Origin of the sequence: Methylobacterium sp. WL7, assembly GCF_008040085.1 — a bacterium.
GTDB lineage: Bacteria > Pseudomonadota > Alphaproteobacteria > Rhizobiales > Beijerinckiaceae > Methylobacterium > Methylobacterium mesophilicum.
The window spans coordinates 1-16,318 of record NZ_VRVG01000129.1; the positions used below are offsets into that span (position 1 = coordinate 1).

Here is a 16,318-nt window from a genome sequence, read left to right on the forward strand (position 1 = left end):
GATGCGCCGGTCTGGTGGCTCGAGCGGCGTGCCCAGAACCCGATCCCATCTCGAACTCGGCCGTTAAACACGCCAGCGCCCATGGTACTGTGTCTCAAGGCACGGGAGAGTCGGTCGCCGCCAGACCTGCACATCGCAAGAACACCACATCCCCTCGACACGAAGACTGAACGCAAACAGGCCGCCCCTCACTTGGGCGGCCTGTTTGCGTTTCAGGTGCTGCTCGAGCAGTCGCTCCTTACCACACCGTCATCTTCTCGCGATCGTCCGGTAATCGCGGCGATGCCAGGGTTTGCAAGCCGTTCACGCGGCTGAAGCCGACGTCTTCGCTGCTTGCGCGTTCGCCGGCTTCGGAGCGGGCCGAGACCCGCCCCCAACGGTCTCGGCCCGCCTTTGGCGGCCTGCGGGGGAGGGGAGCGGTATCGCCGTGATGATAGAGCAGCGTTCCCCCCCTTCGCGAGCCGCGCTATGGACTGGGTCCATGCGACTGCTCATCATCGAGGATGACCGGGAGGCGGCGGCCTATCTGGTGAAGGCGTTCCGCGAAACCGGGCACGTCGCCGACAGCGCGCATGACGGGCTCGACGGCTACGCGCTCGCCCGCGAGGGCGCCTACGACGTGCTGATCGTCGACCGGATGCTGCCGAAGCTCGACGGCCTGTCGCTGATCCGCTCCCTGCGCGAGCAGAGCGTCGCGACTCCGGTGCTGATCCTCTCCGCGCTGGGCCAGGTCGACGACCGGGTGAAGGGCCTGCGCGCCGGCGGCGACGACTACCTCCCGAAACCCTACGCGTTCTCGGAGCTGCTCGCCCGCACCGAGGCGCTCGCCCGGCGGCAGGCCGGATCGGGCGCGGCGGAGGAGACCCGTTACCGGGTCGGCGATCTCGAACTCGACCGCCTGTCCCATCGGGTCACCCGCGCCGGCCGCGAGATCCTGCTGCAGCCGCGGGAGTTCCGTCTGCTCGAATACCTGATGCGGCATGCCGGCCAAGTGGTGACCCGGACGATGCTGCTCGAGCATGTCTGGGACTACCATTTCGATCCGCAGACCAACGTCATCGACGTTCACGTCTCGCGCCTGCGCGGCAAGCTCGACAAGGGCTTCGCGTCGCCGATCATCCATACGGTCCGGGGCGCCGGCTACGTCCTGCGCTTCGATGAGGGTGCCACCGGGTGAGCATGGGCCTCCCGGTCGAGCCGATGCCCCGGGAGACCGTCGGGGCGCGGGTCCAGAAGCTGTTCCGCACCACCGCGTTCAAGCTGTCGCTCGCCTACCTGGCGATCTTCGCGCTCTGCGCCTTCCTGGCGCTCGGCTACGTCGCCTGGAACGCCCGGGCGGTGCTGGACGACCAGATCGTCTCGACCATCGATGCCGAGATCAACGGCCTGTCCGAGCAGTACAATGCCGGGGGGCTGCGGCGGCTGATCACCGTGGTCGAGCGCCGGTCCCGCGAGCCGGGTGCCTCGCTATATCTGGTGACCACCGCGAGCGGCGAGCACGTCGTCGGCAATGTCGGCTACGTGCCGGCGGCGGTGCTGGCGAGCCCCGGCCAGAGCGAGACCCGATACGGGCGGGGCGATTCGGACGTCGATCCCCATCGCGCAATCGTGCGGGTCTTCACCCTTCCGGGCGGGTTCCGGCTGCTCGTCGGACGCGACACCGAGGAGCGCGACCGGTTGCGTGCGGTGATCGGCCGGGCGTTCGGAACCTCCCTCGCCGCCGTGGTGATCCTGGGCGTGATCGGCGGCTGGCTGGCGGCGAGCCGGGTCCTGCGCCGGGTCGACGCCATGACGCAGACCACCCGGGCGATCATGGCGGGCGACCTCGACGGCCGGCTCTACGTCGCGGGCAACGGCGACGAGCTGGACCGCCTCGCCGCGAGCCTCAACCTGATGCTGGAGCGGATCGGCGAACTGATGCGCGGGATGCGCGAGGTCTCCGACAACATCGCCCACGACTTGAAGACCCCGCTGACGCGCCTGCGCAACCGTGCCGACGAGGCCCTACGCAAGGCCGCCTCGCCGGACGAGCTGCGGATCGCCCTGGAGGCGGTGATCGAGGAGAGCGACGGTCTGATCCGGGTGTTCAACGCGCTTCTGATGATCGCGCGCCTGGAAGCCGGCAACGCCCGGGAGATTCTGGCGCCGGTCGATCTCGGCGCCGCCGTCCGGGAGGTTGGAGAACTCTACGAGGCGCTGGCCGAGGACCAAGGGCTGGCCCTCGACGTGCGCGCGGAGGATGGCCTGATCATCGCAGGCAACCGTGAGCTGATCGGGCAGGCGCTGTCCAACCTGATCGACAACGCCCTCAAATACGGGGCCGACGGATCGGAGGCGCGGGTGGCGGTGGAGGCCGCGCGCTCAGGGGATGCCGTCCGTCTCACCGTGTCGGATCACGGACCGGGTATCCCGGAGGCCGAACGGGAGCGCGTGTTGAGCCGGTTCGTCCGCTTGGAGGACGCGCGCTCGCGGCCGGGCTTCGGGCTGGGGCTCAGCCTGGTCAACGCCGTGGTGCGCCTGCATCGTGGGACGCTGCGGCTGTCCGATAACGCGCCGGGGCTGCGGATCGAGCTTGCCTTCCCGGCGCAGGGTGCATCCGCGGATTCGGGTGACGGCGCGGCCGAACCGACACCGTCTTCGGCGGATGCGCCGGGTGGGTCGATTTCGCGTCGGCCTTGAGGCAGGTACGTCGTCACGACATTCCGGCATCCCGCCACCGCGACCCAGGAGGTTCCATGACCCTCACGTCCAAGACCGCCCTCGTCACCGGATCCACCAGCGGAATCGGACTTGCCATCGCTCGCAGCCTTGCGGCCGAGGGGGCCAACGTCGTGCTCAACGGCTTCGGGGATGCCCAGGCCATCGAGGAAACCCGGGCCGGGATCGAGCGCCAGCATGGGGTGAAGGTTCAGTATTCGGCGGCCGACATGAGCAAGCCCGAGGCGATCGCCGGGATGGTGCGGGAGGCGGAGGCGGCGTTCGGCGCCATCGACGTGCTGGTCAACAATGCGGGCATCCAGTTCGTCTCGCCGATCGAGGATTTTCCACCGGAGAAGTGGGAGCAGATCATCGCCATCAACCTGTCGTCGGCGTTTCACGCGATGCATGCCGCGATCCCCGGCATGAAGGCCCGCGGCTGGGGGCGGATCATCAACACCGCCTCGGCGCACTCGCTGGTCGCCTCACCGTTCAAGTCCGCCTACGTGGCGGCCAAGCATGGGATCAGCGGGCTCAGCAAGGCCGCAGCCCTCGAACTGGCGCCGCACAGGATCACGGTGAACTGCATCTCGCCGGGCTACGTCTGGACGCCTCTGGTTGAGGCACAGATTCCCGACACCATGAAGGCGCGCGGCTTGACCAAGGAGCAGGTGATCGAGGACGTGATGCTGAAGGCGCAGCCGACCAAGGAGTTCGTCACCGTCGATCAGGTGGCGGCGCTCGCGGTGTTCCTGTGCTCCGATGCGGCGAGCCAGATCACCGGGGCCAACATCAGCATGGATGGCGGCTGGACCGCTCAGTAGCGTCGCAAAGAGGCGGCCTCGCCGGAACGTCGGCGAGGCCGCCTAAGATCACCGGCGCCCGTGGAACAGCAGGGCGATCCCGTAGCCGACCGCGCCGGCGATCAGCAGCGCGACCAGCGGGTTCTCCTCGACCCGGGCCCCGACGGCGGCGCGGCCGTCACGCAGGTAGGCACCGCCCCGCTCGTAGGCGTCGCCCGCGACGTCGCCGGCCCGGCCGTAGGCGTCTCCGGCATAGTCGCTCGCCTTGTCGGCGAGGTCCCGGGCCTTGTCCTTGACCTGCCCGTAGGCGTTCTCAGCCTGCCCCTGGACATCGCGAACCCGGCCTTCCACCGAATCCCGGTTCGAGCCCACGAAGTCGCCAGCCGCACCCTGGGCCTTGCCCAGGGCTTCCTTGGCGCCGCCGACGATCCGATCCGTATCCACCATGACACTCTCCTCGACGTGACCGCGGCACCGGTACGAGAGGAGGTGCCGCAGGATTCCTCATCGTGCAGCGAACGCGCGAGACCGGGTTTGCGCACCGTGCCCCGGCGATTTTCTGCGCCTCCGGCCGCTCGACGTCGATCAAGGTAAACGGGCGGCGCCGGAACGGGGCGCCGAGCCTCAGAGGCCGATCAGCTCGGCGATGGCCGCAGCACCAGCGGCCGGCGAGGTCTCCCCGCGGGCAACGCCGGCCTCGGCCTCGGCGGTGCTGCGCCGGACCTCCGGCGAGCCGACGAGGCGCTGGTGCAAACGCTCGTGGACGAGCGCCCACATCCATTTCACGTCCTGCGTCCGGCGCTTGGCCTGGATCTCCCCGGTGGCGGTGAGCTTTTCCCGGTGATCGACGATCCGCGCCCAGAGCGCGTCGAGGCGCAGGTTGTGGAAGCCCGAGATCGTCACCACCGGCGGCGTCCAGGTCGACGAGGCGGGGGTGAGGATATGCAGGGCGGCGCGGTATTCGGAGGCCGCCGCGTTGGCCCGCTGTTCGGCCTCGCCGGAATCGGCCTTGTTGACTGCGATCATGTCGGCGAGTTCCAGGATGCCCTTCTTGATCCCCTGAAGCTCGTCGCCGGCCCCGGGCAGCATCAGCACGAGGAAGAAGTCGGTGAGGTCGGCGACCGCGGTCTCCGACTGGCCGACGCCTACCGTCTCCACCAGGATCACGTCGAAGCCCGCCGCCTCGCAGAGCAGCATGGTCTCGCGGGTCTTGGCCGCCACGCCACCCAGCGTGCCCGAGGACGGGGAGGGGCGGATGAACGCCTTGGGATCGTGGGCGAGCCGGGCCATCCGGGTCTTGTCGCCGAGGATCGAGCCGCCGGTACGCGACGAGGACGGGTCGACAGCCAACACCGCGACCTTGTGGCCGGCCTCCGTCAGGTTCGATCCGAGGGCATCGATGGTCGTGGACTTGCCGACCCCCGGCACGCCGGTGATGCCGACCCGGATCGCCTTGCCGGTCTCCGGCAGGACCGAGTCGATCAGGGCGGCGGCGAGCGCCCGATGGTCGGCGCGTTTCGATTCCGCCAGGGTGATCGCCCGGGCCAGGGCGGCACGGTCGCCGCCCAGCAGGCGCGCGCGCAGGCTCTCGATGTCGATGGTCGGCGTCATGGGTCCTTCATGGCGGCGCTTGGCGCTGCCGTCGAGGGGGTATCGCCGACCGGGCCGCAGCCTCACGGTCTGAACCGGCTCGACGCGCGCGCGATCAGGCCCGCACGGTCGACCCCCAGGCCTGTGTCTGCGGCACCACGGGGGGCTGAATACCCGTACTCCACAGGGCCGGTGGGCGATCGTGCCCCGCCACGGTCACGATCCTGCGCGACGGATGGCGCCCCGCCCGAACGCACCCGGATCATGTCGAGCCACACCGTCTCACGCCGCGCACTCCTCCGGATCGGCGCCCTCGCGGGGGCGGCAGGGCTCGCCCCGAGCCTCGGCGCCTGCGTCACCGATGACCTCGGCACGTCCGCGGCGCTGCCCGAAAAGCAGTCGGCGCTGGATGTCATGCCGGTGCTGCTGGTGGCTACGACGCGCAAGCCGGTGGGCAACCCGCCCCGGCCGCCATACTTCAATTCCGAGCGCGGGCGCGGCCTGAGCTTCGCGGAGGTGCGCCTGTCGCCCCCCGATCGCTCGCTGCTCGGCAAGGTGTCGGCGGTCATCACCGGCGACTGGACCATCGGGGCGGTGCCCAAGACCGAGAGCGGCCCGGGTGCCGCCGAGGCCTTCGCGCAGGCGGCGCTCGGCCGCGACGTGCTGATCTACGTCCATGGATACCGGGAATCGTTCGAATCCGCGGCCGTGAGCGCCGCGCGCCTGTCGGACGGCATCCGGTTCCGGGGCGTCTCGGGCCTGTTCACCTGGCCGTCCGCCGCCGCGACCTTCGACTACAATTACGACCGCGAGAGCGCGCTCTGGTCGCGCGACGCCTTCGAGGATCTGCTGAAGGCCGTCACGTCCACGTCGAGCGCCGGGCGGATCAACATCGTCGCCCACTCGATGGGCACGCTGCTGACCCTCGAGACCATCCGGATGCTCCGCGCCGAGGCCGGCGAGGCCGCGATGGCGCGCATCGGCGCGGTGGTGCTGGCCGCCCCCGACATCGACTTCGACCTGTTCTCGAACGGCGTCGCCCGGCTCGGCCCCGACGTGTCGAAGATCACCGTGATCTCCTCGACCAACGACCGGGCGCTCGAACTCTCTGCGGCGATCGCAGGAGGCGTCCGGGCCGGCGCTGCCGACCGCGCCAAGCTCGAGGCGCTCGGCGTGCGCGTGGCCGACGCCTCCGATTACGGCGGCGGCTTGATCAACCACGACCTGTTCCTGTCGAACCCCGAGGTGCAGGCGGTGGTCAAGCGCGCCATCGCCCGCGGGGCGGGGGTCTGAGGGAGCCAGAGCCCGGCGCTCACCCCATCCGGGTCGCCATGCTCTGCGGCGGCAGGGGCTCTTCGGGGAGGATCGGCGCGTCGCCGGACGCGTCGAGATGGTCGATCCGTTCGGCCCAGACCCGGAAGCCGACGAGGGGATTGGGGCCGAACGTGTGGGTCAGCGGCACGTCCGCGGCGTCGCGGCCGTAGGCGACCATCACCCGGCCGATCCGCGGGCTGTTGTTGCGCGGGTCGAACACGTGCCAGCGTCCGCCGAGAAACACCTCCATCCAGGCCGCGAAGTCGCCGGCCGGGTGCGGCTCTGGCTCGCCGATGAAGCTGACGTAGCCCGTGCAGTAGCGGGTCGGCACGTTGAGGGCGCGGCAGAAGGCCACGGCCAGGTGGGTGAAGTCGCGGCAGACGCCCCGGCCGCCGGCATAGGCGTCCTGCGCCGTGCGGTCGCCGTGGGCGAACTCGTACCCGAACGCGATGTGGTCGTGCACGAAGTCGCAGACCGCCTGGACACGACCCCAGCCCGGCTCGACATGTCCGAACAGCCGCCATGCCTCGTCGGCCAGCAGGTCGGATTCGCAGTAGCGGCTGGGCAGCAGGAACACGATCGTCTCTGCCGGGAGCGCCTCGATCGCGTGCTGCTCGGCCTCCGGATGGGCCGGGTCCGGGCTTCCGTCGTCGCCGATCACCGCGTCAGTCCCGAGGGTGAAGTTCCCCGCCGGGGCGGTCAGGCGGCCGCACAGGTTGCCGAAGCCGTCGCGATAGAGATCGACCGGCACCGGCGGCTCGGTTCGGAGCGTGTCGGGCGCCTCGAGGGCGTCCGCCCGGGTGGGATGCACGTTGAGCATCACCACCATCGGAACCGGATAGGGGAAGGCATAGCGCATCTCGCAGCCGAGCCTGATCCGCATCCGCGGTGATCCTTCTTTCCGTTCGGTTTCGTTATGGCCGCCGCCCGGCAGGATTCGCGCCATGCTTTCACGGCGGACTGGTTGAGACGGGCTTGGCGGGCGTCCGGTTCACCCCTACAGCATCCGCGCGCGGCGCTCATGACCGCCGGGGTAAGCTTAGGCATTTCTCCCCGGGGCGGTGCGTCGCACCCGCGCGCGATCCCGCTGACCGGGCGCGCCAAGGACGGTTACGAGAAGGATGCCGGCCATGTTCACGCTCGAGATCGAGGGCACCGCCGTGGCGGTGATCAACAGCGACGAGGCGTCCGCCAAGGACCTCTTCACCTGCGAGGGTTTCAAGGAAGACATCCGGACGATGACGAGCGACGGCAAGCCGCTCTGGAACGGCACCTCGCCGCTCACGATCCGCGCTGCCAACGAGGACGAGATCGAGATCTTCGAGGATGCGCTCGCCGAGGATGACGGCGAAGGCGAGTTCACCGACGACAAGCACCATGCCGGCGGCGACACCGCCGACGAGGAGGACGAGGACGAGGCGGACATCGTCTTCCTGGTCGATATCGACGAGGCGGACGAGGACGACGAAGCCGACGCCTGAGATCTGCCGCTGAACTTGGCCGCCTCCCGGGGGTTTCCGAACCGATTCGGACTCAACCCGGGAGGAACGACATGGCTGACAGCAGGCGAATCGTGGATGCGCTGGTGCGTGCCCGCCGCGGCGGCATCGCGGCCAGCGCGGCATTGGGCGGCCTCGCGCTGATCGGTGGGCTCGCCTACCGGGCCCTGCGCGGGGCCGCGCCACCGGAGACGGGCGGCCCGGATTTTTCCAAGGTCGACGAGGACGAGGCGCGGCTGATGCTTCGGGCGATGGTGGCGGCCACCATCGCGGACGGCATGGTCGACACGGCCGAGCGCAAGCGCCTCGACGCGGCGGTGGAAGGCGCCGGCCTCGATGCCGACGGGCGGGCCTGGCTCGACCGCGAGCTGGCGAGCCCGGCCGAGATCGACGAGATCGCCGAGCGGGTGGACGATCCCGATGCGGCGGCGCGGATCTACGCGGCGGCCCGGCTCGCCATCGATCCCGACACGCTGCAGGAGCGGCAGTTCCTGAAGATGCTCGCCGAGGCCTTGGACGTGCCCGGCGAGGCGACGGCCCGGATCGAGCGCGACATCGCCGCCTGAACGACTTTCATTCCCGGCTATGCACCTCCCGAAACGGCCGAGCTTCGTGCTAGGTCTGTCCGGGCGGTGAACCGGGCCGATGCGTCCCGGCCGCGGAGGGCCGGGACGTTTCATGCCGACGCTGTCATTGCCCGCTTTGTCCCGTGCGCGACGAGCCGTCCGAAGTCTCGTCGGAGCCTTGCTGGTCGGAGGCCTGACCGCGATGAGCGCACACGTCCTCGCCGCCGAGCCGGTACCGCCGCCCCTGACGCTCACCGGCCAGGGCAGCTTCTTCGTCGGCGGTCGCAACATCCAGTCCGACACGCTGTCGACTTTGCCGGCCTACGCGCCCTCGGGGACGATCAGCGTCGATCAGGTCTATGTCCGCTATCAGATCCCGGTGGATCCTGTGCGGCCGCCCATGGGACTGATCCACGGCCCACAGAACAAACCCGTGCGCGCGGGATAGATTACGTCCACAGGATTGTAGCGTCAGCAGAGATGCCAATCCACCGTTACTAGATGCGCGAAGTTTATATCAGGAGCCTCGCAGAACTTGTTGAGCAGTAGACACCTGAATACGCAAGCGAGTGACAGTCTCTTTTTCCCACAGGATCATCCCTGGCTTGTGATCCACCCAGGGCAGCACGCTTGCATTCCAATCATAATAGGGCCCAATTTCCCTTTCCATAAACTCTCTATGAGCCGCATCTACCTCCGCTTTAGTAAATAGGGCTGAGTCATGGTCGCTGATATGATCATTAATCGCCAGCAACTCTCTTCGGCCCAGCCCACCCAAGCCGACCTTGTAGTACCAGTCATCTTTCGACCGCGGCGTGTCGGAGTTCTCGCCCAGTCGCTTGTAGGCTGCGTCTAGGTAGCGCCGCACATCCGGCCCGTGGTCCCACCATCCAGTCTCGAGTTCTTTGTGTGGCACCCAGACGGTTACGGTTTCGACCGAGGCCGAAACGCCGATCGTCGTCTCCGCCTGTGAGTCTGCCGCGTCCACCACGAGCGCTTGGCCTGACGTCACCGTGGCTTCGCTCCCGGCGCTGGCCGTCGTGCGGTTCTTCGCATGTACCAGGGCGAAGATCGCGTCCGCCGCGGCGCTCGACACGCTGAGCGCTGAGCGCGGATCCGGCGAGCGCGCCGTGACGGCCGCCTCGTCCGGCTTAGATCCAGCAGGATCGGACGCACCAGCCCGGATGATCTGTAGGCTCGCTTGTGCGTGCGTGATCGATATTGTCGCGTAAGGCATCGTGCTGCTCCCCGTGCGAGGGTCAGGATTTCGATTTAGACCGCGCCCCGCCGCGTCCTAGACCGCATGCTGAGATTATACCTGCGACTGCGTTGCGCAGAAAAATGCCGCCGATAATGCTTTGCAACTCTTGGATTGTACCGCTTTTATCTTGACAATCAAGACGATCCACGGATGTTTTTCTGTCACATTAATTTCGGACAGGTTGTCTGCGTGCTGTGCGGTGCGGGTGAATGATGCCGGCCCGGCGAGGCTGCCACAGGGCCGTTTCGGCTCTCAGGCCGGTCCTATCAAACAGTTGATGACCGTTTCGCACTTCGCTCCGAGCGAGCACGGCGTTGGCTTGCCCACGCAAGTCTGATTAATCTCTTCGGCAACGGCGATGGCCGGGACGCAAGGTGTCAGGAGTGTCGATGTCCGCGCGGTCGCGCATAGAGAGGGCCGCCTGCACGATGTTGGCGGTCTTGACGATCCTGGGTGGTCCCGTCCGTGCCGCCGACCCGGGACCTGGCCCCCTGACGCTCGCCGGCCAGGGCAGCTTCTTCGTCGGCGGTCGCGACGTCTCGTCCGACACGCTCTCGACCCTGCCGGCCTACGCGCCGTCGGGGACGATCACGGTCGATCAGGTCTATGTCCGCTATCAGATCCCAGTGGACCCGGTGCGCCCGCCCGTGGTGCTGATCCACGGCTGCTGCCTCACGGGCAAGACCTGGGAGACGACCCCGGACGGGCGCATGGGTTGGGACGAGTTCTTCGTCCGCCGCGGCTTCCCGACCTACGTCATCGACCAGGCCTGGCGCGGCCGCTCTGCGATCAGCCCGGCCCAGATCGATGCGGTGAAGATGGGCAAGGCCGAGGCCGATTCCCTGCCGCCGGTCTTCTCTGCCGGGCGCGAGCCGGCCTGGGCGATCTTCCGGTTCGGGCCCGAATACCCGAAGGTGTTTCCGGGCATGCAGTTCCCCCTGGAGGCCCAGGGCGAGTTCTGGAAGCAGATGGTCGCCGACTGGTCCGCGGCCTTGCCAGTGCCGAACCCGACCGTGCCGGGCCTCTCGGAACTCGCGAAGCGGTTGAAGGGCGCGGTGCTGGTCTCGCACTCGCAATCGGGCATCTACCCATTCCAGACCGCCGCCCTCGACCGCACCGGGATCCGGGCCATCGTGGCGATCGAGCCCGCCGCCTGCCCGGATCCGGCCAAGGACGATCTGGCCCACTACAAGGACCTCCCGATCCTGGTCCTGTTCGGCGACAACGTCGACGCCTCGCCGCGCTGGGCACCCCGGCTCAAGCAGTGCCGCAGCTTCGTGGCGGCGGCGAACGCGGCCGGCGGCCGGGCCGAGCTGATCCTGCTCCCGGAGATCGGGATCCACGGCAACTCGCACATGCTGATGCAGGACAAGAACAGCCTCGACATCGCCGACTGGCTGGCCGGCTGGATCGAGAAGCGGGTGGGGAAATCCTGACGTCCGTCCCGTCGTTCCAACCACCCCCTCATCCTGAGAGGCTCTGAGTCTTTCGATCGATCGCCCTTCGATTTCCTATACACCCGACGCCTTGGTGGCCCCAGACGGGCTTATCCCCCCAGCAAGAGCCGCGGGTCCCCTCTCCCGTGCGGGAGAGGGACAGGGTGAGGGATGCGCGTTTTACGGATGGACCTAATCCCTCACCCCAACCCTCTCCCGCACGGGAGAGGGGGCGCGGCGCGCTTCGGCATCGACCTCGGGCCCAAACCTTCGGTGAATGTCCCACCTTGGATCACGGGCCGGGATGAACCTCCCGAGGAATGCTGCAGCGTCATCGTCTGTCGCCAGCGATGAATCGAAAGACGCACAGCCTCTGAGGTGGCGTAGCGAAGCGAAGCCCTCGAAAGAGGGCTCCAGCCGGCCGCGCGATCCCTGGAAGCCTCCTTCGAGGCCGCTGCGCGGCACCTTGTATTAGCGAATCATGTCAGATTGCCCCTGTCCCGCGAGGGATGCCGGCTCTGGGGTGGCCACCCCAGCGCCGGCGGCGACTGTCGGATCGTTGGCACCTGAGCCTGTGGCCTGCGCCGCGGGCTGGTCCTGAGCAGGATCGCAGTCGCCCTCTTCATCGGACCCGGATGGTTGATTGAACGCCCGGTTCGCATCGCAAGGATGGGACGACGAAGATGGCTCACTCTAGCAAACCCCGACGCCAAGCCAAGACCGCACCTACGAGCACACCCAAACCCACATCCAAGGGAGCACCCGAGAGCAGGCCCGAAGCCGGTACGCGGCCCGTAGCCGGGATCGATGTCGGCAAGGCGTTCCTGGACATCGCCCTGCATCCGGCGCCGCCCCACGGCTCGCCCGCCAAGCCCGGCAGCAAGCCGTGGCAGGTGGCCAACACCGTCGAGGGCTGGGACGCCCTGGCCGCCCAACTCACCGCCGCCGGTGTCACCTGCATCGGCCTGGAAGCGTCAGGCGGCTACGAGCGCGGCGTCGCCGATGCCCTGCGCGCCCGCGGCTTGGAGGTCCGCCTGACCCAGCCCCTGCAGGTCAAGGCGTTCGCCGAGATGCATCTGCGCCGGGCCAAGAACGACCGCCTCGACGCCCGGCTGATCGCCGCCTTCACGGCGCTGCGGGCCGAATACCAGGACGCCCGGGCCGCCCCCGACCCGCGCTTGCGCGCCTTCGCCGACCGCTTGGTGTTCATCGACCAGGCGATCGAGGATGCCGGCCGGGCGAAGCTGCGCCTGGAGCACCAGCTGGAACCGCGCCTGCGCCGCCAGCTGGAGGCCGATGCCCGCCGGGCCGGCGACCGCGCCGCGCGCGAACTCGCCCGCCTGGCGGCCGAGCTGCGCGCCCAGCCCGACCTGGCCGAGCGGCTCGACCTGCTGCTGTCGATCCCGGGGCTCGGCGAGAAGACCGCCCTGCGCCTGGTCGTGCAGATGCCCGAACTCGGGCGCCTGTCGCGCGAGCAGGCCGCCAGCCTGGCCGGCCTCGCCCCGTTCGACCACGACAGCGGCAAGCACGCCGGCGAGCGCCACATCGCCGGCGGTCGCGCCCGGGTGCGCACCGCCCTGTACACCGCCGCCCTGCCGGCCTCCTACCGCTGGAACCCCGCCCTCGTCGCCCTGCGCACCCGCCTCCAGGCCCGCGGCAAGACCCACAAGCAGGCCCTCATCGCCTGCGCCCGAAAGCTGCTCATCTACGCCAACACCGTCCTCGCCCGAGGCAAGCCATGGCGTCCCGCCACCGAGTGCGCATAACGGTTGCTCAGGATGAGGGGATTTGGGTTGGAGGACGGTCGTCCCCAGGATCAGCCCGGCTTCCGCTCGGTCAAAAATTGACCCATCCGCTCCAGCGCCCGGCGGATGTTCTCGGCCGAGTTGGCATAGGACAGGCGGATATAGCCCTCGCCGTGGATCCCGAAATCCGGTCCGCCAATCACCGCGACGCCCGCTTCCTCCAACAGGGTGGCGGCGAGCGGCTTGGCCTTCCAGCCGGTCTCGGAGACGTTCGGGAAGGCATAGAACGCGCCCTTCGGGGCGATGCACGACACGCCCGGCAGGGCGTTCAGCCCATCGACCACGATCGCCCGCCGCCGGTCGAACTCGGCGACCATCTCGGCCACGCAATCCTGCGGGCCGTCGAGCGCCGCGATGCCGGCCCATTGGGTTGAGGCGTTCACGCAGGAATGGGCGTTGACCGCAAGCTTCCGGGCCGCGTCGTAGAGGGGCTTGGGCCAGACCGACCAGCCGAGTCGCCAGCCGGTCATCGCGTAGGTCTTCGACGCACCGTCGAGATAGATCAGCCGGTCCCGGATTTCGGGATACTTCAGCAACGAGTGGTGGGCTTCGCCGTCATACGTCATCGTGCCGTAGATCTCGTCCGACAGCACCGCGACGTCGGGGTGGTCGGCGAGGCCCGCCACCAGGGCGTCGATCTCGGCCTTGGGCGTCACGCCGCCGGTCGGGTTGGCGGGTGAGTTGACGATCAGCAGGCGGGTCTTCGGCGTAATCAGTGCCAGGGTCTCGGCGGCCGAGAAGGCGAAGCCGTTCGCCTCGCGGATCGGCACCGGAACCGGCGTCGCGCCGGTGAACTCGATCATCGAGCGATAGATCGGAAATCCCGGATCTGGATACAGGATCTCGGCACCGGGCTCGCCGAACATCAGGATCGCCATGAACATGGTGACCTTGCCGCCCGGCACGATCATCACGGAGTCGGGCGAGACCTCGACGGCATGACGGCGGTGGATGTCGCGGGCCACGGCTTCGCGCAGGCCCGGAATGCCGGTTGCCGGCGTGTAGCCATGGTGCCCGTCGCGCAGGGCCTTGATGCCGGCCTCGACCACGTGGGCCGGCGTCGGCATGTCGGGCTGGCCGATGCCGAGGTTGATCACGTCCCGCCCTTGGGCCGAGAGCGCCTGGGCGCGGGCCAGCACCGCGAACGCGTTCTCCTCGCCGATGCGCGAGAAGGCCGGGACGACGTGCAGCATCGCGCTCTCCGCGGGACGATCGGTCTAGTGCTTGGTGCGCTCGGCGAGCTTCATGGCGCCGAACGACACCGCCGCGGCGATCGCGCCCAGGATCACGAAGGTCTTCACCGAGGCGTAGAACAGGGCCGGCTCGATGCCCGTGTCCGTGTAGAGAACCAGGCCGATGGCGGCCAACGGCAGGGAAAGCAGGATGAACAGGGGGACGAGCGGGTTCATGTTGGGCACTCGGATCCGGCGCGCGGTGGGCCGCGGCTCGTGGGCGTCAAGCCTGCATACCACCCTGCCGCAAAGGTTGGGACCCCGGCGGCGGCAGTTTTTCGCCGGATCGCGCCGCCGCTCACCGAAGCGCAAGCATTTAACCGGATACTGGCTTTCCGGGAGGAGATGCCAGTATGCGCCCAACAGCAGTTACGTCGAGAGGCAATAGCCAAAATCTATCGCCGCTCGACATCCTGACGGCGCAGATCGGCCGGCTCCTGCGGCATCCTGCCTACAGGCGCGAAAGTGTCGTCAGTTCGCTGCTGCAGCGCCACCTGCCGAAAGATGCCGGCTATGCCTGGAGCGGCGAAGCGGCCCTGCGCGAGCGACTCGGACGCGCCGCCCTGGACCCGGCGAGCATCGACCACCTCATTCGCAACACCCAGGCCGAGATCCAGCGGCTGCGGGGACCGAGCGACGCCTGACGGCCGTCAGGCCGGAACCCGCACGGTCGCCCGCAAGCCGCCGAGCGGGCTCTCGTGCAGGGCGATGTCCCCGCCATGGGCCCGGGCGATGTCCCGGGCGATCGCCAGCCCGAGCCCGGATCCGCCCGCATCCTGGCGGGCATCGTCGAGACGCACGAACGGCTTGAACACCTCCTCGCGGCTCTCGGGCGGGATCCCCGGCCCGTCATCGTCGATCGAGACGTAGAAGGCGCGGGCCTCCAGCCGGCCGGAGATCGCCACCGTCTCGCCGTAGCGGGCGGCGTTGGCGGCGAGGTTGAACAGGCAGCGCCGGAACGCGCCCGGGCGCACCGTGACCTCCGGGGCGCCTACGAGATTGACCTCCGAGACATGGGCGCCCAGGCGCTCGACGTCGCTGCGCAGGTCTTCCAGCAGCGCGCGCATGTCCGTGGGCGTCGCCGGCTCGGCGGAATCACCGCGCGCGAAGGCGAGGTAGCCCTCCAGCATCCGGCTCATCTCGTCGACATCGCGGCTGAGATCCTCGATCTCGCTGGTCTGCTCGAACAACGCCAGGGAGAGGCGGAAGCGCGTGAGGATGGTGCGCAGGTCGTGGCTCACACCGTTGAGCATCGTCGTGCGCTGCTCCATCGCCCGCTCGATGCGCCGCTTCATCTCGATGAAGGCGTGGCCCGCCTGGCGCACCTCCCGGGCTCCGCGTGGTCGGAACTCGATCTCCCGCCCTTTGCCGAAGCCCTCCGCCACCGCAGCGAGCCGCAGGATCGGCTTGATCTGGTTGCGCAGGAACAGGATCGCGACGCCGAGCAGCACCAGCGACGAGCCAATCATCCAGACCAGGAAGATGTGCGAGTTCGACGCGTAGGCTTGGCTGCGCCGGGCGGTGATCCGCATCACCCCGTCGGGGATCGCGACCCGGATCTCGATCAGGTTCGAGCGGCCGACGGTGTCGATCCAGAACGGCCGTCGGATCTGGCGGCTGATTTCGTCGGAGAGCGCCTCGTCCAGGATCGAGAAGAACGGCCGCGGCCCTTGGGTCGGTAGCTTGGCGCCCTTCAGGATGTCGAGATCGAGGTTCAGCCGCTCGGCGGCGATGCGCGACAGGGTCTCGGCATCCCTGTCCTGCGGATAGCTTTCGTAGATGTCGATCAGCGCGGCGACATCGGCGGTCACGGCAGCCGAGAGGCGCTTGGTCACGAGCTGCCAGTGCCGCTCCATGAACGTGTAGGCGATCACCGACTGGAGCAGGACCACGGGCGCGATGATGATGATCAGCGACCGGGCATAGAGCCCCTTCGGCAGGACATCGCCGATCGACCGGCTCACGCGCTTCCACAGCCGGTGCGGCGCCGAGCGCGGCCGCGCCGGTTCGGTCCGCAGGGCGCGCGCCAGGCCGGGATCGGGGGCGTTCACGAGACGCCGCGCCCGCGCCCGCCGAGGCGGGATGGGGATCGGCGACGTGGGGGCCGTCTCAGGG

The 16,318-nt window shown here is 68.8% G+C and carries 17 protein-coding genes and 1 rRNA gene; 11 read left to right on the forward strand and 7 right to left on the reverse strand.

Annotated features, from left to right (window positions below):
• Window positions 1-10 precede the first annotated feature (10 nt).
• From rrf to FV233_RS23825, 4 genes are all read left to right on the forward strand, one after another.
• A 5S ribosomal RNA gene (rrf, locus tag FV233_RS23810) occupies window positions 11-126 on the forward strand.
• Window positions 127-481: 355 nt separating this feature from the next.
• On the forward strand, window positions 482-1,177 hold the full coding sequence (locus FV233_RS23815) for a response regulator transcription factor (RefSeq protein WP_147854356.1): 696 nt from the start codon (window positions 482-484) through the stop codon (window positions 1,175-1,177).
• A gap of 2 nt (window positions 1,178-1,179) precedes the next feature.
• Window positions 1,180-2,679, forward strand: a complete 1,500-nt coding sequence (locus FV233_RS23820; protein ID WP_147854368.1) for an ATP-binding protein — start codon at window positions 1,180-1,182, stop codon at window positions 2,677-2,679.
• A gap of 56 nt (window positions 2,680-2,735) precedes the next feature.
• A complete protein-coding gene (locus tag FV233_RS23825) occupies window positions 2,736-3,521 on the forward strand; it encodes a 3-hydroxybutyrate dehydrogenase (RefSeq protein ID WP_147854357.1) in 786 nt (261 codons plus the stop codon).
• A gap of 48 nt (window positions 3,522-3,569) precedes the next feature.
• Here FV233_RS23825 and FV233_RS23830 read toward each other — a convergent pair whose 3' ends face one another.
• Together FV233_RS23830 and meaB are read right to left on the reverse strand one after the other, a co-directional pair.
• Entirely contained in the window at window positions 3,570-3,947 is a 378-nt protein-coding gene (locus FV233_RS23830; RefSeq protein WP_147854358.1) for a CsbD family protein, read from the reverse strand.
• A gap of 177 nt (window positions 3,948-4,124) precedes the next feature.
• Window positions 4,125-5,111, reverse strand: a complete 987-nt coding sequence (gene meaB / locus FV233_RS23835; protein WP_147854359.1) for a methylmalonyl Co-A mutase-associated GTPase MeaB — start codon at window positions 5,109-5,111, stop codon at window positions 4,125-4,127.
• Window positions 5,112-5,354: 243 nt separating this feature from the next.
• Between meaB and FV233_RS23840 the strand changes: the two genes are divergently transcribed.
• A complete protein-coding gene (locus FV233_RS23840) occupies window positions 5,355-6,383 on the forward strand; it encodes an alpha/beta hydrolase (RefSeq protein WP_147854360.1) in 1,029 nt (342 codons plus the stop codon).
• Window positions 6,384-6,402: 19 nt separating this feature from the next.
• Here FV233_RS23840 and FV233_RS23845 read toward each other — a convergent pair whose 3' ends face one another.
• Entirely contained in the window at window positions 6,403-7,287 is an 885-nt protein-coding gene (locus FV233_RS23845) for a transglutaminase family protein (protein ID WP_147854361.1), read from the reverse strand.
• A 247-nt stretch (window positions 7,288-7,534) separates the two neighbouring features.
• On the opposite strand from FV233_RS23845, the gene FV233_RS23850 reads away from it, so the two are divergent.
• The 3 genes from FV233_RS23850 (at window position 7,535) to FV233_RS23860 (ending at window position 8,917) form a co-directional block, all read left to right on the forward strand.
• Window positions 7,535-7,885 carry a hypothetical protein gene (locus tag FV233_RS23850; protein WP_147854362.1) on the forward strand — a complete coding sequence of 117 codons (351 nt, stop codon included), beginning with the start codon at window positions 7,535-7,537 and terminating at the stop codon, window positions 7,883-7,885.
• A 71-nt stretch (window positions 7,886-7,956) separates the two neighbouring features.
• Window positions 7,957-8,469, forward strand: coding sequence for a DUF533 domain-containing protein (locus tag FV233_RS23855; RefSeq protein ID WP_147854363.1), 513 nt, complete (start codon window positions 7,957-7,959; stop codon window positions 8,467-8,469).
• A 202-nt stretch (window positions 8,470-8,671) separates the two neighbouring features.
• A complete protein-coding gene (locus FV233_RS23860) occupies window positions 8,672-8,917 on the forward strand; it encodes a hypothetical protein (RefSeq protein WP_187277683.1) in 246 nt (81 codons plus the stop codon).
• 69 nt (window positions 8,918-8,986) lie between these two features.
• On the opposite strand, the gene FV233_RS23865 is transcribed toward FV233_RS23860, so the two are convergent.
• Window positions 8,987-9,706, reverse strand: coding sequence for a hypothetical protein (locus FV233_RS23865; RefSeq protein WP_147898993.1), 720 nt, complete (start codon window positions 9,704-9,706; stop codon window positions 8,987-8,989).
• Between the two features lie 464 nt (window positions 9,707-10,170).
• Here FV233_RS23865 and FV233_RS23870 point away from each other — a divergent pair, with 464 nt between their 5' ends.
• Complete coding sequence (locus tag FV233_RS23870; protein ID WP_246690070.1) at window positions 10,171-11,166, forward strand: esterase; 996 nt, start codon at window positions 10,171-10,173, stop codon at window positions 11,164-11,166.
• A gap of 683 nt (window positions 11,167-11,849) precedes the next feature.
• The gene (locus FV233_RS23880; RefSeq protein ID WP_246690071.1) at window positions 11,850-12,932 is read left to right on the forward strand and encodes an IS110 family transposase; all 1,083 of its coding nucleotides are present in this window, start codon (window positions 11,850-11,852) and stop codon (window positions 12,930-12,932) included.
• Between the two features lie 50 nt (window positions 12,933-12,982).
• Here the strand turns inward: FV233_RS23880 and FV233_RS23885 are convergent, their stop codons facing one another.
• On the reverse strand, window positions 12,983-14,164 hold the full coding sequence (locus FV233_RS23885; protein ID WP_147856859.1) for a pyridoxal phosphate-dependent aminotransferase: 1,182 nt from the start codon (window positions 14,162-14,164) through the stop codon (window positions 12,983-12,985).
• Window positions 14,165-14,188: 24 nt separating this feature from the next.
• Window positions 14,189-14,380, reverse strand: coding sequence for a hypothetical protein (locus FV233_RS23890; RefSeq protein WP_147898995.1), 192 nt, complete (start codon window positions 14,378-14,380; stop codon window positions 14,189-14,191).
• A gap of 176 nt (window positions 14,381-14,556) precedes the next feature.
• Between FV233_RS23890 and FV233_RS23895 the strand changes: the two genes are divergently transcribed.
• Window positions 14,557-14,847, forward strand: coding sequence for a hypothetical protein (locus FV233_RS23895; RefSeq protein ID WP_147856861.1), 291 nt, complete (start codon window positions 14,557-14,559; stop codon window positions 14,845-14,847).
• Window positions 14,848-14,853: 6 nt separating this feature from the next.
• Here the strand turns inward: FV233_RS23895 and FV233_RS23900 are convergent, their stop codons facing one another.
• Window positions 14,854-16,233 (reverse strand): ATP-binding protein, encoded by a 1,380-nt coding sequence (locus FV233_RS23900; protein ID WP_238262284.1) that lies wholly within the window; start codon window positions 16,231-16,233, stop codon window positions 14,854-14,856.
• Window positions 16,234-16,318: the final 85 nt, after the last annotated feature.